The organism is Corynebacterium sp. HMSC034H07 (genome assembly GCF_001815175.1).
GTDB classification, from domain to species: Bacteria; Actinomycetota; Actinomycetes; order Mycobacteriales; family Mycobacteriaceae; genus Corynebacterium; species Corynebacterium hiratae.
This window is the reverse complement of record NZ_KV819517.1, coordinates 4,784-25,111: the sequence shown is the minus strand read 5'-3', so window position 1 is coordinate 25,111 and position 20,328 is coordinate 4,784. Positions and strand designations below refer to the sequence as shown.

At 61.3% G+C, this 20,328-nt stretch carries 16 protein-coding genes, 1 tRNA gene and 1 pseudogene; 8 read left to right on the top strand and 10 right to left on the bottom strand.

Going from position 1 to position 20,328, the window contains the following annotated elements; genetic code table 11:
- Positions 1 to 82: 82 nt before the first annotated feature.
- Genes HMPREF3009_RS04235 through HMPREF3009_RS04225 form a run of 3 tightly spaced genes read left to right on the top strand, consistent with a single transcriptional unit; the run spans position 83 to position 2,301 of the window.
- Positions 83 to 802, top strand: a complete 720-nt coding sequence (locus HMPREF3009_RS04235) for an Rv1157c family protein (RefSeq protein WP_070547287.1) — start codon at positions 83 to 85, stop codon at positions 800 to 802.
- Complete coding sequence (locus tag HMPREF3009_RS04230; protein ID WP_070516799.1) at positions 802 to 1,338, top strand: ribonuclease FAU-1 family protein; 537 nt, start codon at positions 802 to 804, stop codon at positions 1,336 to 1,338. The genes HMPREF3009_RS04235 and HMPREF3009_RS04230 overlap by 1 nt, the downstream gene beginning before the upstream one ends.
- 42 nt (positions 1,339 to 1,380) lie before the next feature.
- Complete coding sequence (locus HMPREF3009_RS04225; RefSeq protein WP_070516797.1) at positions 1,381 to 2,301, top strand: DUF808 domain-containing protein; 921 nt, start codon at positions 1,381 to 1,383, stop codon at positions 2,299 to 2,301.
- 3 nt (positions 2,302 to 2,304) lie between these two features.
- Here the strand turns inward: HMPREF3009_RS04225 and zupT are convergent.
- Positions 2,305 to 3,101 (bottom strand): annotated as a pseudogene (zupT, locus tag HMPREF3009_RS04220) (zinc transporter ZupT).
- A gap of 79 nt (positions 3,102 to 3,180) precedes the next feature.
- On the opposite strand from zupT, the gene HMPREF3009_RS04215 reads away from it, so the two are divergent.
- Positions 3,181 to 4,029 (top strand): hypothetical protein, encoded by an 849-nt coding sequence (locus HMPREF3009_RS04215; RefSeq protein ID WP_232760920.1) that lies wholly within the window; start codon positions 3,181 to 3,183, stop codon positions 4,027 to 4,029.
- Positions 4,030 to 4,477: 448 nt separating this feature from the next.
- On the opposite strand, the gene HMPREF3009_RS04210 is transcribed toward HMPREF3009_RS04215, so the two are convergent.
- From HMPREF3009_RS04210 to HMPREF3009_RS04190, 5 genes are all read right to left on the bottom strand, one after another.
- A complete protein-coding gene (locus HMPREF3009_RS04210; protein ID WP_049156400.1) occupies positions 4,478 to 4,777 on the bottom strand; it encodes a HigA family addiction module antitoxin in 300 nt (99 codons plus the stop codon).
- An 8-nt stretch (positions 4,778 to 4,785) separates the two neighbouring features.
- Positions 4,786 to 5,067: a type II toxin-antitoxin system RelE/ParE family toxin gene (locus HMPREF3009_RS04205; RefSeq protein ID WP_049156403.1), complete on the bottom strand. Its 282-nt coding sequence runs from the start codon at positions 5,065 to 5,067 to the stop codon at positions 4,786 to 4,788.
- Between the two features lie 182 nt (positions 5,068 to 5,249).
- Positions 5,250 to 7,040: a selenocysteine-specific translation elongation factor gene (gene selB / locus HMPREF3009_RS04200; protein WP_070680201.1), complete on the bottom strand. Its 1,791-nt coding sequence runs from the start codon at positions 7,038 to 7,040 to the stop codon at positions 5,250 to 5,252.
- Positions 7,041 to 8,324 (bottom strand): L-seryl-tRNA(Sec) selenium transferase, encoded by a 1,284-nt coding sequence (gene selA / locus HMPREF3009_RS04195; RefSeq protein WP_198531111.1) that lies wholly within the window; start codon positions 8,322 to 8,324, stop codon positions 7,041 to 7,043.
- Between the two features lie 24 nt (positions 8,325 to 8,348).
- Positions 8,349 to 8,443: transfer RNA gene (locus HMPREF3009_RS04190), tRNA-Sec, on the bottom strand.
- A 35-nt stretch (positions 8,444 to 8,478) separates the two neighbouring features.
- Between HMPREF3009_RS04190 and selD the strand changes: the two genes are divergently transcribed.
- Positions 8,479 to 9,456: a selenide, water dikinase SelD gene (selD, locus tag HMPREF3009_RS04185; protein WP_070516789.1), complete on the top strand. Its 978-nt coding sequence runs from the start codon at positions 8,479 to 8,481 to the stop codon at positions 9,454 to 9,456.
- Here the strand turns inward: selD and nrfD are convergent.
- The 4 genes from nrfD to HMPREF3009_RS04160 form a co-directional block, all read right to left on the bottom strand.
- The gene (nrfD, locus tag HMPREF3009_RS04180) at positions 9,446 to 10,540 is read right to left on the bottom strand and encodes an NrfD/PsrC family molybdoenzyme membrane anchor subunit (protein ID WP_070680196.1); all 1,095 of its coding nucleotides are present in this window, start codon (positions 10,538 to 10,540) and stop codon (positions 9,446 to 9,448) included. The two genes, selD and nrfD, sit on opposite strands and share 11 nt — an antisense overlap.
- Positions 10,537 to 11,580 carry a 4Fe-4S dicluster domain-containing protein gene (locus HMPREF3009_RS04175; protein ID WP_070680193.1) on the bottom strand — a complete coding sequence of 348 codons (1,044 nt, stop codon included), beginning with the start codon at positions 11,578 to 11,580 and terminating at the stop codon, positions 10,537 to 10,539. Before HMPREF3009_RS04175 ends, nrfD begins: the two co-directional genes overlap by 4 nt.
- Positions 11,581 to 11,589: 9 nt before the next feature.
- Positions 11,590 to 14,865 (bottom strand): formate dehydrogenase-N subunit alpha, encoded by a 3,276-nt coding sequence (gene fdnG, locus HMPREF3009_RS04170; protein WP_232760918.1) that lies wholly within the window; start codon positions 14,863 to 14,865, stop codon positions 11,590 to 11,592.
- Between the two features lie 123 nt (positions 14,866 to 14,988).
- Positions 14,989 to 15,831: a PRC and DUF2382 domain-containing protein gene (locus HMPREF3009_RS04160; protein ID WP_070516786.1), complete on the bottom strand. Its 843-nt coding sequence runs from the start codon at positions 15,829 to 15,831 to the stop codon at positions 14,989 to 14,991.
- A 463-nt stretch (positions 15,832 to 16,294) separates the two neighbouring features.
- Between HMPREF3009_RS04160 and HMPREF3009_RS04155 the strand changes: the two genes are divergently transcribed.
- The 3 genes from HMPREF3009_RS04155 to HMPREF3009_RS04145 all read left to right on the top strand — a co-directional run bounded on the left by HMPREF3009_RS04155 (position 16,295) and on the right by HMPREF3009_RS04145 (position 20,168).
- Positions 16,295 to 17,365: a lipoate--protein ligase family protein gene (locus HMPREF3009_RS04155; RefSeq protein ID WP_070680187.1), complete on the top strand. Its 1,071-nt coding sequence runs from the start codon at positions 16,295 to 16,297 to the stop codon at positions 17,363 to 17,365.
- 117 nt (positions 17,366 to 17,482) lie between these two features.
- A complete protein-coding gene (locus HMPREF3009_RS04150) occupies positions 17,483 to 18,835 on the top strand; it encodes a dicarboxylate/amino acid:cation symporter (protein WP_070516782.1) in 1,353 nt (450 codons plus the stop codon).
- A 46-nt stretch (positions 18,836 to 18,881) separates the two neighbouring features.
- Complete coding sequence (locus HMPREF3009_RS04145; protein WP_070509652.1) at positions 18,882 to 20,168, top strand: MFS transporter; 1,287 nt, start codon at positions 18,882 to 18,884, stop codon at positions 20,166 to 20,168.
- The last annotated feature ends 160 nt before the right edge of the window (positions 20,169 to 20,328 follow it).

Below are 20,328 nucleotides of genomic sequence, written 5' to 3'. Positions count from 1 at the left end.
GACAGCAGATACTATTGTGACTGACGTGATCACTGTGTAGTTTCTGTGACGTCACTTCCCCACCCACACGCAAGGATTCTCCATGGCCTTTTCTGAACAGCACTCCACCGGCTCCGCCCGTCGCGGCGTAGCCGGACTCACTGCTGCCCTGATGATGGGCCTGCTCAGCATCACGCCCGCACATGCCGGCGCCCCCGACCTCTCCTCGCTGGTGAACGTCCCCCAGAGCAGCAACCCGCTGGACAGCCTCGGTCGTCCCACCCCGGAGACGCAGGAGCGCGTTCGTGCTTTCGCGGCACAGCCATGGATCCCGCAGGAGGCCCGTAGCGCCATCCTCACCGCACTCAACTTCACCGCTGGTGAAGGCGGCGAGGGCGGCGTCGCGATGCCGGAGGGAAATAACCCCGGCTTCCGCCAGTTCTACTGGCCCACGGTCTCCGCGCAGTGCATCGGCGGGCAGGGCGATTCGGTGGGTTCCGCCATCGCCGTGCCTGGCCCGACCGAGATGCCGGCCCCAGGCGCAGGCGAAGGCGAAGCCGTCTTCCTCTTCACCGCCCTGGGCACCCCGACCGCCGCTGAAGAGCAGGGCGCCATGCGCGTTCAGTGGTTCAACCTGGACACCTTCCAGTTCGGCACCACACCCCTCTTCAACAACGGCATCAACACCGATGGGCCAACCACGGTCTCGGGCCGCGCAACGACCGGCAAGGGAACCATCGTGGCGGTTCTCTCCGGTGCGGTTAACACTGCTGAATCCTCGTGTTCCTTCCCACCTACCGCGGCTTTCCTCGAGGTGAACTAATGAGCACAGACCTGCACCCAGTCAAGCAAGAGACCTTCAATACGGCCGACAACATCAATGTCGACCCGAAAGGTTTCCAGCGCGAGGTAGACACCTACCGGGTCACCGACTTTGGCCTCTACATGGCCCGCGGCGCTAACCACCCGCGCTTCGGCTACCTCGAGTCTTGGCTGCTGCCGGAGCTCGGCCTGCGCGCCAATATCTTCCACTTCCGTGAAGGTGTGGACGTGCACCAAGACTTCTACATCGACGTTGCCGATATCGACATTGACGGGGACGTGTGGACCACCCGCGATCTCTACGTCGACTTGGTCTCCACCTCCGGCGAGCCGGTTGACGTGCTCGACATCGACGAGCTAGCCGCCGCCACCTCCAACGGCCTTATCAGCGCGGAGGAAGCCGAGCGCGCCATGGAGCGCACGCTGGCCGCCGTCGAGGGCATCACGCGCTACGGCGATGACGCCATGAATTGGTTGCGCACGCTGGGAATGGACCTTACTTGGGCAGAAAATGTGGAGCTCGTTCCTGCCGAGTAACCTAGGGTGAGTACTTCTCCCCTACCTTAAAGGATGTGAGTCATGGCCGGTGGCCTCTTTGCCCTGCTTGACGACGTCGCCCTGATCGCCCGCTCCGCTGCCTCCAGCGTCGACGACGTGGCAGCGTTGGCCGGCAAAACCTCGGCGAAAGCAGCGGGAGTCGTCGTCGATGACGCCGCTGTCACGCCTCAATATGTCCAGGGCGTCAAGCCGCAGCGTGAGCTGCCCATGATTTGGCGCATCACCAAGGGCTCGCTCATCAACAAGCTGGTCATCATCCTTCCCATCGCGCTCATCCTGTCCTGGATCGCGCCGTGGGCGCTCACCCCTATCCTCATGTGCGGAGGTACGTACCTGTGCTTCGAGGGGGCGGAGAAGATCTTCCATGCTGTCCTTCACCGCGGTGAGAAGGACGAAAAGACCGTGGAAGAAAAGGGCCCCGATGCCGAGGACTCCCTGGTGAAATCCGCTATCACCACCGACCTCATCCTGTCGGCCGAAATCATGGTGATCTCCCTCAACGAGGTCATTGATCAGCCCTTCTGGCTGCGCCTCGGTGCCCTGGTCACCGTCGGCGTGCTTCTCACTTTGGGTGTCTATGGCGCCGTCGGGCTTCTAGTCAAGATGGATGACATCGGCGTCGCCCTGCTCAAGCGTCACGATGGTGACTCTGCCCTGGGTACCGCATTGGTCAAGGGAATGCCTATCGTGCTCAAGATCATCGGCATTATCGGCACCGCCGCCATGCTGTGGGTCGGCGGCCACATCGTGGTCAAGGGTCTGAGCGAGTTCGGCGCCGAGCAACCCTATGGCTTCATCCACCACGTCACCGAAAGCATCGGCAACGGCGCACTCGCCTGGACGGCAGATACTGCCTTGTCCATGCTGTGTGGTTTTATTCTGGGCGCAGTCATCGTCTCCATTGTCATGGCGGTCAAGGCCACCGCGGAGCGCGTGAAATAAACCTTAGATAAACATCGCGAGCGAAACAGCCATCACCGCCATACCGGCTATCAGCCCGTAGATGGCGCAGTGGTGTTCGCCGGTCTCCTCTGCCGTGGGCAGAAGCTCATCCAAGGAGATGAACACCATGATGCCGGCGATGACGGCAAAGCTGATGCCGAACGTCATCGGGCCGATAAATGGCATCAGCAGCGCGAAGCCAATGAGAGCGCCGAGGGCTCGGCCAAGCCAGATAGCGTGGCCCACCAGAAGGCCCTCTTCCGCGAGCCCGTCGCGCTGCGCAGGGGTACCGCCACCGCAATGCCCTCGGGGATGTTGTGAATGGCGATAGCCACGGCAACGGGGATGGCGATCTCTGGAGCTTCAAGTCCCGAGAGGAACGTGGCGAAGCCCTCAGGGAAATTGTGAATGGCCAGCGCGAAGGCGGTGAACATGCCGGTCTTCATCAGCCTTTTGCGCCGCGCCTCTTCTTCGGTCGTGGCCGGCTCGTGCGGGTTGATCTCTTCAGGTACCAGGCGGTCAATGATGGCGATAATCGCAATGCCCGCGAAGAATGCCGCCATCATCGTCCAGGTGGCGCGCGCTTCGTCCCCGAGGGTGCTTTCTAGTTTCTTCAGGGCCTCCGGCAAGATTTCCATGAAGGAGACGTAGAGCATCACGCCCGCGGACAGGCCCAGGGCAGCGGCCATGAACTTCGGGCCAGGTTCTCTCTTGCCTACGGCGAGGGCGCCTCCGATGGACGTCGACAAGCCAGACAGCAACACAAGGCTGAAAGCGAACGCGATGGTGGCTAAGTCCATAGTGGCAAACTATAGCGTGTCTAACCCGGCCTCTGCGTAAGCTTGAAAGAAGTCCATCGCATCCCATCTGACTCTTGAGGTGACTGTCGCAACCATGGCGCTATATCCGCTGGCTCCGTCTTACTTTGGTGTTGAGCACGTCGCGATTCTCGAGCATCTTAGCCTCGGCACCGCGCTGAGCATCCCGGGGTTGACGCAGCAGCCTGCGCTCGTCGACGTGTCCTTGCTCCCCGACCCCACCACGGGAGGCTGGCGTGTGCGCTCGGATTTCGGTTTTCTGGGCGCGCTCGATGGCGAGGAGTCCTCCGGGTATCAGGCGCTCAATCGTCTGCGCACTGCGGCGATGACTCCAACGACGCAAGCCACCGTCGAGATTGTTGATGGCGAGGTGGAGGTCGCCGTTGCCCTGGGACTCGACCCGTGGATGATTTCCGCAAACAATCAACCGGCGGGTACTGCCCTGCTCAGCGGGGGCCACGGCGCGCTTGTCTGCGTCGCGGAAGGTGAGCTCACCGCGCACCAGCTGCGCGAGATGGGAACCGAGCAGCTCTTTGTGACGCTTGCGCTTCTCGACGGCACCGTCCTCGCCACCCACGACAACCTCGTCCTCGGACCGTGCGCGGAGCTCTCCGATGCCCCGGCGCTGGCCGCCGCGTTCGCAGCTGCTTCCCAGTCCGGGGCTTCCCTCGCTGCCCGCGCTTATGCGGCTGGAGGGCGCATCGCCGTGGACCTTCCCCTCGACCCCGCAGACGCTGCTGAGCTCTTCGCACCCGCGGTCCCGCCGTTGCCGCTCGACCCGGAGAAGCCCGCCATCCCCCCGGCACTCGACCCTGACGCCGATTGGGAGTTCACCACGCCTGCGGATCCTCTTGCCTCACCTCTGCCCACCGGATCGCGTGCCTTCACGTCCCCCAAAGGCACCTTTTGACTGGCACCTTATGCACTTACGCTAATTCATTGACCTGGGATTTCTCCGAAAACCGCCCGCAAATGGTACCTCTAGTTTGGTTCCTTTGCCCCTGTTGGTCGGCCGCGACCTGGCTGCTAAACCCACCTCTCGCGTAGGGTCTTATTTACGCTAGCTCACCGTTTCAGAAGCTCAGGAACTCATCATGCCCAGCAAACAACACAACAATCGCAGAAATCGATCCTCTACAGGCTCTAAAGCTGACGAAGTTAATGCTTCGAAGAAACGCTATGCGCAGAGGATGGAGCACCTTGCCACCCGACAAGAGCGCTATGCCGATCGCGATTTTGCGATCTGGGCCGAAGACTCCTGGGGAAGCGATGATCCTGACCTAGGCAGCCGCCATTCAGTCCGCTCTGCTTCTGGCGGACGCCCCCAGTCCAATCGCTCTCGCTATTAACCGCTGAATTTAAGCCGCCCCGAGGGGCCGGATGCCATCGATTTCATCAGCGACGGCATCCTCAGCCACCTCCAATTCATAACGGCTTTGCAGGTTGAGCCAATACTGCGGTTCGATTCCGAAGTACTTTCCTAGCCGAAGAGCGGTATCTGCGGTGATTCCACGCTTGCCGTGAACAATCTCATTAATCTTCCGCAGCGGGACGCCAATTTCTACAGCCAGTTGGTGTTGGGTAATCCCAAAAGCTTCGATGAAATCTTCATTAAGCACTTCGCCGGGGTGAATCGGCGGATAAAGCTTAGTACTCATAACCGTCCTTAGTGATAGTCCTCGATAACAACGTCCGCTGGGCCGGCCTCGGTCCAGCGGAAGGTGATCCTCCACTGCTGATTGACTCGGATACTGAATGTTCCTTTCCGGTCACCTTTCAAAGCTTCGAGGCGGTTGCCCGGTGGAATACGTAAGGAGTTCAGCGAAACAGCAGCATCGAGCTGATGGAGTTTTCTATTAGCAGTTTTGTGGATTCTCGAATCAATCCGCGGCGACGCTTCGCGTAACCAGACAAGCTCGGTATCACGGTTACCGAAAGACTGGATCATGGGTTCACCCTACAAAACATAACGGAGACCGTCAATGACGGTCACCGCTAAGCCAATGAAGACACTTGCGCCTTCAAAGTTTTCTCAATGGCCACCAAAGGCACCTTTTAACTGGCACCTTATGCACTTACGCTAATTCATTGACCTGGGGTTTATCCGAAAACCGGCGACAAATGGTGCCTTTACTTTGGTTCCTTTGCCCCTGGCCCGAATGCGAAGCGCTTGCCGTCGACTAGGCGGGTCGCGCCGGTGGCATCGAGGTGCTCGAAGAGCGGGATGGCAACCCGGCGCGTCGTCCCCAGGGCTTGGCGCGCCTCCGAGAGGGTGAAAGGCTGTTCCAACGTAGAGACAACTTCGAGTGCCTCGCGAGGAGCGGAAGGCAAAAGCACAACGCCTTTGTCTAACCGGAGCACACGCCCGGCGCGCTCGGCAGCGGCGAGCTCTTTGGGGCCCAGTCCTAGTTCCTTGAGTTCTTCTGCCTCCGGGGCAGCGAAAGGCTCGGCGTGCAGGCGTTGCTCGAGCTCAGCTACTCCCCTCTCCGCGGGGCCCAGGTCGACGGACTGACCGGGCACGCGCAGCACGCCATCGACCGATTCGAGCTTGGCTGCCGCTACTGCTAGGCCCAGCAGGGCCGGCTCTGACAGGTTCAGCGCGTCCATGGCCGCTGCTTTCGTCAGTCCTGGGGAAAGTGGGTTCGCTGCGGCATGTGCTTCCACAGCCGAAACGAGAGCATTCTTCCACGCGGTCACCTGTCGTGCGGCAATCCACCACTGAGCGAACTCGATGACTCCGGCAGGCTTTTCCTCCACCGAGAAGCCATCGCGCACGAGTTCTTCGTGTGCAGCGTAGCCGCAGCGTTTGAGCCACTCGGACGGGTTGGTCGGCTCTAGAGCTTCTAGCTCAGCTGCGCGCTTCTTCGCATCACCACGCCTGCTCAGCTCAGCCGGGTGCACGTCCACGACTTCGAAGCCCGCCGCTACGTGCCGCCCGCCGGGGCTGCGCACTACAAACCTATCGAGCAACGTGAGAGGTAGCGGGCTTTCCAGTGTCAACCGCGCGAACTCACCGCCTAAAGGCCGCAAACGCGCGCCCACCCCCACCGTGCCAATGTGCACCACGAGGTTCTGGGGAAGCTCAGCCATCTCAGTGCCAAAGGTGCGGCGAATATCCACGGTATCGAGCACCCGCCAGCGACCTGGGCTCAGCAGTGCATCCCCACGATGAACCTCATCCGCGGCCACCCCACGGAGGTTGAGCGCTACACGCGTAACCGGACCAGCGCTGTCCACCGACGTGTTTTCACTGTGCACACCGCGCACCGTCACGAGTTGCCCGCCAAGCTCCATCTCATCCCCCACCGAGACAGTCCCCGCCGCCAGCGTTCCCGTCACCACGGTGCCAGCACCCTTCACGCTGAAGGCGCGATCGACCCACAACCGCACGCGTGCTTGGCAATCCGGCGCGGGCATAGCGGCGAGCACCTGGTCTAACTCGGCGCGAAGCTTTTCGACGCCCTCGCCGGTCCTTGCGGAGACTTCGACCACGGGAGCGTCGGCAAGCGCTGTTCCCGCCAGCTCTGCCTTGACCTGCGCGGTGACCTCAGCGCGGCGGGCAGCGTCTGCCTTATCCGCGCGGGTCAGCGCCACCGCGCCGTGTTCGATTCCCACGGCGCGCAGGGCATCCCGGTGGTCGGTGGACTGCGCTTGCCACCCTTCATCGGCCGCCACGACAAAGAGCACCACCGGCGCGGGCCCCACCCCGACCAGCATGTTGCCCAGGAACTTCTCGTGCCCCGGCACATCGACAAAAGCTACGTCAGCGCCGGAGTCCAGCTTCATCCACACGAAGCCCAAGTCAATGGTTAGGCCGCGCCGCTTCTCTTCCTCCCAACGATCCGGCTCCATTCCCGTCAGCGCCTTCACCAGGCTCGACTTTCCGTGATCCACATGCCCGGCGGTCGCCACAACGTACACCTACATCACCGCCTGAATCGCAGCAATAAGCTCCGCGTCCTGCGCCTCCGGCACGCAGCGCACATCCACCAGGCAGCGTCCCTGGTTCACGCGTGCCACCACAGGAGGCTCGCCCAACCGCAGTGGACGCGCCAGCTCCTCTGGCAACGCCACAGCCCAGCCCGGCAGCGGTACCTCGGGCGCCCCGCCGCCGCCCACACGCCCGGCATGCTCGACAACCTCGCCGCCCACCGCCGCGGCGACCTTCTCGGTACGCTCGCGATGACGTTTAGCGTCAGTGTGCAGCGCATCCTGCACGGCGTTGGAGGGAGTGGCAAGGGAGGCCTCGAGCGCGTTAAGCCGCAGCTTGTCGATGCGCACCGCCCTCGCCAGCGGATGTTTCTTACACGCGGCGATCGCTTCCTTCTTTCCCACAAGCACGCCGGCTTGCGGTCCGCCGAGGAGCTTATCCCCCGAGAAGAGCACTACGTCCGCGCCATCCCGAAGAGCCTCGCTGGCGGAGGGTTCCTCAGGAAGCACCTCATCGGGTGCGAGCAACCCTGAGCCGATATCCACGATGAGCGGCAGATCTGTGAGTCTGCGCAGGTCTGCAACCGGCACAGAAGACGTAAACCCACTGATCAAGAAGTTCGAGGGATGCACCTTGAGAATCGCCCCGGTGTTCTCCCCGAGCGCCCGCTCGTAGTCCGCCACGTGGGTGCGGTTCGTCGCGCCCACCTCCCGCAAGCGGGTGGCCGTGGACTCGATGAGCTCCGGCAGACGGAAGCCCGCACCAATCTCAATAAGTTCGCCGCGGGAAATGATGACCTCCTTGCCCGGGGCCAAGGCGGCGGTCGCCAGCAACAGCGCGGATGCCCCATTGTTGACCACCAGTGCATCCTCCGCGCCGGGGCAGGCAGCCAAGACAGCGTCGACCGCGCCACGGCCCCTATCCCGTGAGCGCAGGCCGCTGTCCAAGTCCATCTCGACGTCCGTGTAGCCAGCTGCTGCCACGAGCGCATCTACCGCTGCCGGCGGCAAAGGGGCGCGGCCCAGGTTCGTGTGGATGATCACGCCCGTGGCGTTAATGACGCGGCGCAAGGAATAGGGCTGCCCTGCTTCCAGTCTGTCGGCCAGCTCCTCTTGAATGCGGGTGGGGTCGAGGGAGCCGGAGCGGGCGTCGGCAAGCACGGCGTCGATGATCGCGCGGACCGAATGCGGCGCCAATCGTTGGTGGGCGTCCTGCACCGCTGGGTACTGGAGGATCTCATCCATCTTCGGGATGAAGCGGCGGGGGTCAGTCATCAAAGTTCCTCCTAGCTGCGCTAATGGCGGAGACGGACAGGAATCGAACCTGCCAGACCGAGATGCTCGGCCTCACCGGTTTTGAAGACCGGGGCGCCCACCAGGACACGTACGCCTCCGTCTGCTCACCATACACGCGGCTAGAATAACCCCCATGTCTGACATCACACTTACCTCCTTTGCCGCCGGTGGCGGCTGCGCCTGCAAGATCCCCCCGGGAGAGCTCGAATCCGCCGTCGCGGGCCTCGTGGGCACCGCGGACCCCAACGTGCTGGTCGGGCTTGACGACGGCGACGATGCCGCCGCCGTGCGCATCCCAAACGGCCTCGCGGTCATCTCCACCGCGGACTTCTTCACCCCGATGATCAACGACCCCTATGACTGGGGCCGGGTGGCGGCAGCCAATGCGCTTTCCGACGTCTACGCCATGGGCGGCACTCCCATCACCGCCATCAACCTCGTGGGCTGGCCGCGCGAGAAGCTCGGTCTTGATGTATTGCGCGAAGTCCTGCGCGGTGGCATGGATGTGGCCAGCGAGGCGGGGATATCCATTACTGGTGGACACTCCATCACTGCCCCGGAGCCCACGTATGGTTTGGCTGCCACGGGCATCGTCCACCCCGACAAGATTATGCGCAACGACGCCGCCGAGGCGGGCCTGCCCATCACGCTGACCAAACCAATCGGTGTGGGCATCCTCAATAACAAGCACAAGGCCACCGGTGAAGTCTCCCAGGCCGCGGTGGATTCCATGACCACGCTCAACCGCGACGCTGCCGCGGCCGCCGTAGCCGCGGGCGTGCGCGCGGCCACGGACGTCACTGGCTTCGGGCTTCTGGGCCACCTCTACAAGATGTGCCGCGCCTCCGGTATTGGTGCGGAGCTGGATTTTTCCGCTGTTCCTGCGGTGGACGGCGCCATGGAGGCCCTGTCGGAGGGCTTCATCCCGGGCGGCTCGCGCCGCAACCTGGATTGGGTCCGCCCCCACCTCGACTCAGACTTGAGCGAAGAGGACTTGATCTTCCTCGCCGATGCCCAAACCTCGGGTGGCCTGCTGGTCATCGGCGAGGTTCCTGGCTATCCGGTCATTGGGCGCACCGTGACGGGTGAGGCGCGCATTACTATCCGCTAGTCACCGTCGAGTGCGTGAGGCCTTCTGTCTGGCGGCGGGCCTCAGCACGGCGCTTCTGCGGGCCGATGCTTGTCGACGGATCTTTCACCGCCTCCAACCCCGCATTGAGCACGCCGAAACGAGTGCAGGCAGAACCCGCCAGAAGCGCCAGGCCGGAGACCACCGACACCGCGCGCGACTTTGTGACCGACGCGATTGCGGTTCCCACCCCGCCCGCGGCAATGAGCGCCTCGGAGGCCTTCATGAGTTTCCCGGGTGTGCCTTCGTGCAGCGGGCGCAGAGGCTCTGGCTCCATGTTCGCTTCCATGACACGGGTCGCGGCCAGATCGGTCGCCGCGGCAGTGATACCGAGCGCTCGTGCCGCACCAGCATTCTCCACCGGGGTAAAGACCATGGCGGCACCCGACGCCGCAGCCGAGGCCGAGGACACGAACACATAAGGCAGATGCTTCTTCGCGTCATTCCACGTCGGGTTTGACGTGTTGGCCAACAGCACCGCCGTGTAGCCCGCCAGCGGGCCACCAAGCACGCCGGCGACAGCGCCTGCTGGACCCGCCGCCTTATCGAGGAGGCGGCGAAGCGACTTCGGCAGCACACCGCCGACCAGTTCGTCCGCTTCCTCGACCGCCGGCAGGGCCGCGGCGGAAGCGAAGCTGCCCAGGATCCACGAGCCGATGGACATCGGCGAGGTCACCTTGAAGACGCGGAACATGTTGAGCAGGCGCTCTGGGCGGCCGAGGTCGAGCACCAAAAAGACCGACCCTACCGATGCCGCGGAGAAAGCCGTCATCCGCGTCGAGCGTTTCAGCGGTGCGTTCCCAGTGGCCTGGGCACCGGCGGCCAACATCGCAGAACCGCCGGCCACGCCGCCGAGGAAGAGATAGCCGCCGATGGGCCACTCCCACGGCGGGGCCTTGACTACGGGCTTGCCGTAATACGAGGAAAACTCGAAGTCCTCCGCCATACGCTCTTCTTTGGAGCCGTCCTGCGCGCCAGCGCCGACTCTTCCACGCCGGCGCTTCTTGCCGCCGCCTCGCCTGCGCCTAGGCTCCTGCGGCGGGCGGTACTCATCGAACTCGCTCACTTGCGGCCTCCCAACATGAATGCGCCGGCCACGGCCAGCGCCATTCCTCCGATAGCTTTCACTGCGGTCTTGTACATCTGCGGCAAATCCGCCGTGGGCACGCGCGGATCCGGCGGCAGCCCGTAGACCTCTGGGGAATCGAGCAAGAGGAAAATAGAACCCGTTCCACCGACCCCATCCTGGGAATTGGCACCGTAGAGACGAGCCTCGGTCAGCCCCTGCTCGTGCAGGACGCGCACACGCTCCTGCGCGGCAGCGAGCATCTCCTCGTAAGGGCCGAACTGGATGGAATCCGTCGGACACGTCTTGGCGCACGCGGGCTGCTCGCCGATCTTGAGGCGGTCATAACACATGGTGCACTTCTGGGCCACGCCCAAGTTCTTGATCGGCATCGCCTGCCCCGGCATGTGGTCAGGCCCCTGGGGTTTCAGCTGCTTCAGCTTTGCCAGCACGTTCACACCCGCGTGGTCAGGGACCTCATAATCCACGGTGGCGGTCTTGTCCGCCTTGAGCGTCACGCCGCCGTCATCGCGGCGCTCGATGACGCCAAAGGGACACCCGGCCACGCACGTACCGCAGCCATTGCACACATCATCCTGCACCACGACGGTGCCGAACTCGGAGCGAAAGAGCGCGCCCGTCGGGCACACGTCCAAGCATCCAGCATTGGTGCAGTGCTTGCACACGTCGGAGGACATCAGCCAGCGAAAATCATCGGTATCTGGGGTGACGCTTGGTGCAGAGGTTGTGGGCATACCCAGCGCGACAAGCTTGCGCCCTTCCTCACGGGCGTGCTGGATACGGTCATTGCTCTGCTCAATGAAGGCCACGTGGCGCCAGGTATTCGCACCTAGCGAGCCGGTGTTGTCATAGGAATCGCCGGTGACCGCATAGCCTTCCACCGGATTGCGGTTCCACTCCTTACAGGCCACCTCACAGGCTTTACACCCAATGCAAATGGACGTATCGGTAAAGAACGCCATGCGCTGATAGGACCCATAGCCATGCCGATCAGCCTTTTCGGTGAAAAGATTAGCCATTAGTCCTCCTTAGCTTTCTTTGCCTTCATAGTCTGCTTCGTTGCCAGCTGTGGAATCATCACCAGTGTTTTCTGCAGAAGCAGTGTTCTCTTCCGTGCTGAAAGCGTCTGAGACATCGAGGATCCGGTTACCCGAATCTACAGTGAGGTGCGCCCGCTCTTGGTATTCGCGCAACAGCTTGACGCGTGCTTCGCCACGCGGACGGCGGCCCGGCTGGATATCGCATGCCCCCACCTTGGAGTTCTGGATGAACACGTTCGGCTCTAGGGTCAGGCCCAACAAGTCGTTGGCGCCATCGCCGGCCACCTCGGTGGTCTCCGATTCTCCGTAGTGATACGGCAAGCCGATCTGGTGGAAGTCCTCACCATTGATGGTGAGCATCTCCATGCGGTCCGTCACCAAAACCTGAGCCTCGATGACGCCGCGCGGGGACACGATGGTGGCCCACTCGCCGTTGACCAATCCACGCTTGGCGGCCAGTTCCTTGTCCACCTCGCAGAAGAGCCCCGGCTGCAACTCCGCCAAGTAAGGCAAGCGGCGCGACATCGCGCCCGAGGTGTACATCTCCGTCAGACGGTAGGTGGAGAAGACAAACGGGAACACGTCCTCGCCCCGCTCCCCTGGCTCGGGGCGGGAAAGGTTGTCCGCGCGTTTGATAGTCAGGCGCGTCGGCGATTGCTGCTGCTTGTACAGCGCGTTGTGCACCGGCGATTCCTGGGGCTCGTAATGGGTCGGAAGAGGACCGTCGGACAGCCCCTTCGGCGCGAACAGCCAACCCAGGCCGTCGGCCTGCATGATAAACGGATCGTCGCCATCGAGGGCATCGGGGCCGACGGCGTCGACAGGCGCGACGTAGTCCGGGCGCTTGGTCACCGGGAAGTCCGGGACATCATCGCCGACCCACTTGCCCTGGTCCTCGTCCCACCAAATGTACTTCTTGCGCTCCGACCATGGAGTGCCATCCGGCTTGGCGGAGGCGCGGTTGTACAGGATGCGTCGGTTGGCCGGCCAGACCCAGCCCCACTCGAGTGCCACCTCGTTCTGCTCCGAACCCGGGACCTTCTTCGCGGCGTGGTTGATGCCGTCCTTATACACGCCGGTGTAGATCCAGCAGCCGCCGGAGGTGGAACCGTCGGCCCGCATCTCCGTAAAGGCCGGCAAAAGCTGGCCCTTCTTAGGCCCATCAAGGTAGTAGCCGTTGATCTCGCGCAAGATCTCGTCCGAGCTTGGATCGCCGTGCTCATCCTCGGTGTAGTCCCAGGTGACAGACTTGATCGGCAGATCGCGCGGATCAGTCGAATCCGCCAAGCGCTCCCTAATCTTCTTGCCTAGGTGGTAGAAGAACCACGCCTCACTGCGGGCCTGGCCCGGCGGCGGAGTCGCCTGGAAGCGCCACTGCACCATGCGCTGAGTCTGGGTAAAAGTTCCGGACTTCTCCACGTGCGTTGCCGCAGGCATGAGGAAGACCTCGGTGGCAATCTCCTCGGTCTTGAGCTCGCCGTTCTTGACTTCCGGCGAATCCTTCCAGAAACTTGCCGTTTCAATCTCCTGGAAATCGCGGACAACCAGCCACTTCAGCGAGGCCAGTCCGCGGCGCTGCATGCCGCCGTTGGACTGCGCCACCGCCGGGTTCTGGCCAAAGACAAAGTAGCCTTCCACCTCCTTGCGCAGCATGGCCAACAAGGTCTCATACGTCGAGTGCGCACCGGACAGGCGCGGCATGAGGTCAAAACCCCAGTTATTTTCCTTGGTTGCGGCGTCGCCCCAGTAGGACTTCATGAGCGAGACCGCGTAGTTCTCACCCAGCTGCCAGAAACCCTTCTGGTCTTCCTGCCGGAAGGAATCCAGGTAATCTTCCCAGGTCTCCTGATCCGCGTGCGGCATGGGCAGGTAGCCCGGCAGCGAGTTAAAGAGGGTCGGAATATCGGTCGATCCCTGAATCGAGGCGTGCCCGCGCAAAGCCATGATCCCCGAGCCAGGTCGTCCCACGTTGCCCATGAGCAGCTGCAGGATCGCCGCGGTACGGATGAACTGTGCGCCCAGGGTGTGCTGTGTAAAGCCCAGCGCGTAGGCGAAGCACGTGGTGCGCTCCGGGGTGGAGTTCTGCGCAATCGAGTCCGCCAAGTAGTAGAAGTCCTCCGGCGAAATGCCACAGGTCTCCTCCACCATCTCCGGGGTGTAGCGCGAGTAGTGGCGCTTGAGAATCTGGAAGACCGTGTTCGGATCCTCCAGCGTCATGTCCTTCTCCACGTTCCACGAGGAGCCCTCAGGCTTTCGCACGTACTGCCACGAGTCCGTGACGTACTTGCCCTTCTCTGCGTCGTACCCGGAGAACAAGCCCTCCAAATCCTCGGTGTCCTGGAAATCCGGCGAGATGATCGACGCCGCGTTCGTGTAATTCACCACGTAATCGTGGAAATACAGGTCATTATCCAGCACGTACTTGATAATCGCGCCGAGCAACACCACGTCCGTGCCTCCGCGAATGCCGATGTGACGGTTCGCAAAGGCAGACGTACGTGTGTAGCGCGGATCCACGTGGATAATGCGCGCACCACGCTTCTTGGCTTCCACGACCCATTGGAATCCCACGGGGTGGCATTCCGCCATATTAGAACCCTCGATGACGATGCAGTCCGCATTCGCCATATCCTGCAGCGGTTGGGTTGCGCCGCCGCGGCCAAACGACGTTCCTAGACTAGGAACAGTGGCGGAGTGTCATATACGCGCCTGGTTTTCCACCTGAATGGCGCCGGTGGCGGTAAACAGCTTCTTGATAAGGTAGTTCTCCTCATTATCCAGCGTCGCACCACCCAGGCCCGCAATGCCCATGGTGCGGTTGAGACGACGCCCATGCTTATCGACGTCCTCCCAGTGCCTCGCGCGCGCCTCCACGAAACGGTCCGCGATCATATCCATCGCGGTTTCTTCGTCGAGCTCCTGCCACTCGGTGGCATAGGGAGCTCGGTACTTGATCGTGGTGATGCGTGTCGAGGAATTAATAAGCTGCTCAGAAGCAGAGCCCTTGGGACACAGGCGGCCGCGGGAAATCGGGGAATCTGGGTCGCCCTCGATTTGGATGACGCGGTCATCCTTGACATAAACGCGCTGAGAACAACCCACTGCGCAGTAGGGGCAGACCGACTGGACGACGCGGTCCGCGTCAACGGTGCGTCCGCGCAGGTCTTCACTCTTAGCCGACTGCGTGGACACGTCGCGGCCGAAGGCATCCTTGTTCCGGATTTGGCGCACAACGGGCCAATTCAGTGGGCTAAAACGTGACATGATTCAAACCTACTGGCTTGGCCTTGCGTTTTCCACCCTGTTCAAGACCAGAAAATACTGAACAAACCCAAAACGCGAAAAGCTGGAGCTTTGCAGCTCCAGCCTCTTAGCCCTTAACCGAGATTACTTGCGGGTCTCGGTGATGCCGTCGGTATCGATTTGCTCCTTGCGCAGATCCTCGGTGTGGGTCTCGGTGTCCTTGATGGTCTCCTTGGAAAGGTTAACCTTCTCCACCGGGACGGTCTTCTTCTCTACATTCACGCGCTCTTCGTGCAGGGTGACGGAGGCTTCCTCCGCGCCGTTATCACCGATGGTGCCGGTGTAGTTGGCAGCGTCAGCCTCGGAAATCGGGGTGCGCTCGACGCGAACCTCTTCGCGCTCAACCGGAACCTCGACGGTCTCGGTATCGGTCACGACGTACTTGCGCAGGCGCGCCTCGCCGGTGGCCACGCGCTCCTTGTTGACGTCCAAGCGCTCCTCGGAGCGGATAACCTCGCCCTCGTTGTTGGTGACGCTATTGTCGGAGACAGCGGCGCGCTCGGTCTCATCCTTAGCGTGTGCACCTGCACCAGCACCGGCAACACCAGCGCCAGCTACGCCAGCACCGGCAACGCCAGCGCGCTCATCACGCTCGTCACGGTAGGTGGTTACGTCCTGTGCGTTCTCGAGGTCGTAGTGCTTGAAGATGTCCGCCTGCGCCTCAGGAGTCAGCGGCTTATCGGAGTCAAAATCCGGCGCGTTCTCGATGCGGTCCTTAGAGAAAGCCAGCTTGAGCTCATCACCGGTGAAATCGTGACCACGGAGCGGAACCAAGCTGGAGCTCATACCGAACAGACCATGGTTGACCTCAACGAAAGTCGGCTGACCGGACTGCTCGTCGACGAAGACCTCCTTGACAGAGCCCAGCTTCTCGCCGGCCTTGTCGTATGCGGTTGCGTTAAACAGATCCTTGATGTTCTTACCCATTGTTTCTCTAAACCTTTCTACATTTGGTCTATATTGAGATGGCAAACCATAGCTTTAACTTCTACCCCCATAAGTCAAAGGAAATTGGGGGACGATTTGCTATTTCGTTTGCGTCGCCACCCACCATACGGACGAAACTACAATGCGCCACCGCAGCAACCCCTTCTTGTGCCAAAATCGCGCTTAGCCGCAGGTCATATTAGCTATAACGATTGGATTACAGACTAATTGAGCATTTCAAACGCCCGTTAGCCCGCCATCCCGCTCCCACACCCGAGCCGAGACTCAAAGCCATTAACTTGCGCTCGCAACATAGCACTCAACAACAGCCCTCTACGCAACCCTTTACTACCCCCACAGGCAAATCCAATAAATGTTAGCTACCCCCACCCCAGTTTTCAGATTCGTTAAATGGTCTACTTTCCCAATCATCACACCGCCATATCTGAGTACCCTGAACACCATGAACCAAACTAAACACTTCGAACTCAAAGTCCCCGGCGGCAAGCTACTCGTTGTCGATCTCGATATTGACGCCGACAGCACCGTTACCGCAGCCAAGGTCTCCGGTGATTTCTTCCTCGAACCGGAGGAAGCCTACGAGGCACTAGCCCCAGCGCTGGTCGGCATCACTACCGCCACAAGCACCGAGGACATCCAGTCCCGCCTCGATGCCGCGCTTGCGCGAATCGATTCACCCGTAGCTCTCCACGGCTTTGATACCCATCACCTAGCTGTCACGGTCAAGCGCGCGCTGTCAGGCGGTACCGACTTCACGGATCACAACTGGGAAATCTTGCGCCCAGGGGTTCTGCCCACCCCAGTCAACGTTGCCCTTGACGAAGTCCTCCTCAACGAAGTCGCTGAAGGAAAGCGTGGCCCCACTCTGCGCTTCTGGGAATGGGAAGACCGTGCCGTCGTGTTCGGTTCCTACCAGTCCTATGCCAATGAGTTGGACCAGGAGGGCGTCGACAAGCACGGCATCATTCCAGTACGCCGAATCTCCGGTGGTGGCGCAATGTTCATGGAGGGCGGCAATTGCGTGACTTATTCCCTGTACGCCCCAGACTCGCTCGTGGCCGGTTATTCCTACGAGGCTAGCTACGAGTACCTGGACCAATGGGTACTCGCGACGCTGAGCAAGCTTGGCGTCAACGCCTGGTACGTGCCGATTAATGACATCACCTCGGACGGCGGAAAGATTGGCGGTGCCGCGCAAAAGCGCCGCAAAGGTGCGGTGCTCCACCACACCACGATGAGCTATGACATCGATGCGGACAAGATGATGGAAGTCTTGCGCATCGGCAAGGTCAAGGTCTCCTCCAAGGGCCTGGCCAGCGCAAAGAAGCGCGTGGACCCGCTGCGCCGCCAAACCGGCGTGCCCCGCGAGGAAATCATCGAGACCATGGCACGCGAGTTCGCTACCCGCTACGGCGCCGTCGACGCCGAGCTTTCCGACGACTCCCTAGCCGCCGCCCGCCACCTCGTCGACACCAAGTTCCTCAACGACGAGTGGACCAAGCGCATCCCATAATTTGCGGGGGAATTTCTGGGCAGCGTACGGTGTTACATGTTCTAATGAACCGATCGGTATGACTTTACCGAACCAAATGGTCCATTTCTATACAACACTGTCTAGAAGGAAAATCTCGTGTCCGACACTTCCTCCCGCGCATCCTCGCGCACGCTGCCCTCGTGGGCCACCGGCTTTGGCGCCCAAGTCATCGCCGGCCTCATTATCGGCCTCATTCTCGGCTTCATCGCCTCCGGCATGGAGTCCTCGTGGCTCTCCGATACCTTGTCCGGCGTCGGCGGCGCGTACGTCCAATTGCTCAAAGTAATGGTCCCGCCGCTCATCTTCGCGGCCGTCGTCACCTCGGTTGCCAACCTGCGCAAGGTGGCTAACGCCGCCTCGCTGGCAATCTCCACCCTCGTATGGTTCGCCATTACGGCCTTCTTCTCCGTCTTGGCCGGCATTCTCGTTGCCCTCGTGATGAAGCCCGGAGTGGGCACAACTGTCGACGCCTCCACCGCCGCCGATCCTTCCAACGTTGGGTCCTGGACCGCCTTCCTCCAGCAACTCGTCCCCGCCAACTTCTTTGGACTCAAGGCTTCCCTGAGTGATGGCGAAGTCTCCCTCAGCTTCGGCGCCCTTCAGCTCCTTGTCATTTCTTTGGCTCTGGGCATCGCAGCGGTCAAGGCTGGCAAGGCAGCCGATCCCTTCCTGCGCTTTACCGAATCCTTCCTCAAGGTCATCCAGGTGGTTCTCTGGTGGATCATCCGTCTCGCCCCGATTGGCACCGCCGCCCTCATCGGTAAAGCCGTGTCTACCTACGGCTGGGATGCGCTGAGCTCCTTGGGCAAGTTCGTCCTCGCGATGTATGTCGGGCTCGCCCTTGTCATTGTTGTGGTCTACCCTGCCGTCCTCGCATTCAACCGCATTCCAATCATTGGCTTCTACAAGCGCGTATGGCCAGTATTCTCCCTCGGTTTCGTCACCCGTTCTTCTATGGGAGTCATGCCGGTTACCCAGCGCTTTACGGAGAGGGCTATGGGTGTGCCTCGCGAATACGCCTCCTTCGCCATCCCGCTCGGCGCTACCACGAAGATGGACGGCTGCGCTTCCGTCTACCCGGCTATCGCCGCCATCTTCATTGCGCAGTTCTACGGAATTGACCTTTCCCCGACCCAATACCTTCTCATCATCTTCGTTTCCGTCATTGGTTCCGCAGCTACTGCCGGCACGACAGGCGCCACCGTTATGTTGACACTGACGCTCTCCACACTGGGTCTCCCGCTGGCAGGCGTCGGCCTCTTGCTCGCCATCGAGCCCATCATCGATATGGGCCGCACCGCCGTCAATGTCACCGGTCAGGCTCTGTGCGCCACGATCGTCGCCAAGCGCGCCGGCATCCAAGACCGAGCAACCTGGGACGCTGCCGAGGGTGGCGTCAATGACATCATGAACGCTGACGAGAACGAGCGGGAAAGCGTGAACGTTTAGGAATTAAGTGACGTGGAGCACATATAGTTTCTGTACGGTGGAAGCTATGTCCACGTCAACCCAAGCACCACCAGGCCCCGATTCCACACAACACCACAGCGCTATCAAAGCGTCCTTCATAGGAACCTTCATCGAATGGTTTGACTATGCGGCCTACATTTATATGTCGGCCATTATCTCCCGAGTCTTCTTCCCGGAGATGGAAGGGCGCCGCGCGCTCATCATGACATTCGCACTCTTTGCGCTTTCTTTCCTCGTCCGCCCGCTCGGCGGAATAGTGTGGGGACACTTTGGTGACAAACACGGACGAATTCAAACCCTGACGGTATCGATCACGATGATGTCACTAGCGACAGCCGTGATCGGCTTCCTCCCCAGCTACGAAACCATCGGATTCGCCGCCACCCTGCTGCTTCTACTTTCGCGCATGGTCCAAGGTTTCTCCGCGGCTGGCGAATATGCCGGTGCAGCCACGCACCTCGCAGAAATCGCCCCGACGCATAAGCGGGGCATTTACGCCGCAATCGTTCCTTCCGCCACAGCATCCGGCCTGCTATTGGGCTCCCTCATTGCGGCTTTACTCACCGGCGTACTAGACGACGATGCTCTCATTTCTTGGGGTTGGCGCGTCCCCTTCCTCATCGCACTACCTCTGGGCCTTTATGGCCTGTGGATTCGCCGCAACGCCGACGAGTCTTCCCGCTTTGAGAATCAAGATGACACGGAAGAATCCCCTCTTCGCGAGGTCATCAAATACCCCAAGGCCCTAGCAATTGCCTTCTCGGGCGCAGTTCTCAACGCCATCGGTTTCTATGTCATCCTGACTTACCTGCCAACCTACCTTTCCCAGGAGCTGGGCATGGCGGAAACACCTGCCTTCATTGCGTCGTCGGTCGCTTCCGCTTTCTATGTCGGCTTCGCACTTCTCACCGGCCTGCTTTCGGACCGCCTGGGACGCCGCACCACCATGCTGTGTGCTGCACTTTTCATGGGCCTCTTCATCGTCCCTGCCTTCATGCTCCTAGACGGCGCTGGGATTCTCCTGGTCATCATCATCCAGGTGTGCCTGGGCGGCGTGCTTGCGCTTAACGACGGCGTCCTCCCCTCCTTCCTCTCCGAACAGTTCCCCACCCATGTTCGCCTTTCCGGCTTTGCACTCACCTTCAACACAGCTAACGCTGTCTTCGGCGGCACAGCGCCCATGATCGCCACCTGGCTTATTGACAAAACAGACAACCAACTCGCCCCGGCGTATTACCTTGTTGCCGCTGCGATTATCACCGGCGGAGGCGTTCTCTTCGCCTCCAAGCGGAATCGCCTAAAAGAGATCTAGCCCACCGCCTCACTCTCCCCCTCCTGGTAGTAACTTCCATCAACGACCCACACTTGAGCTTCAGCGGCAGCGTCAATCGCCCGACCGCTGGCGATCCGAATTGTCGTTTCAGACGACGAGCAGGGCCAGGGGACCTGACCCCTGTTAGGTAGACACCTGA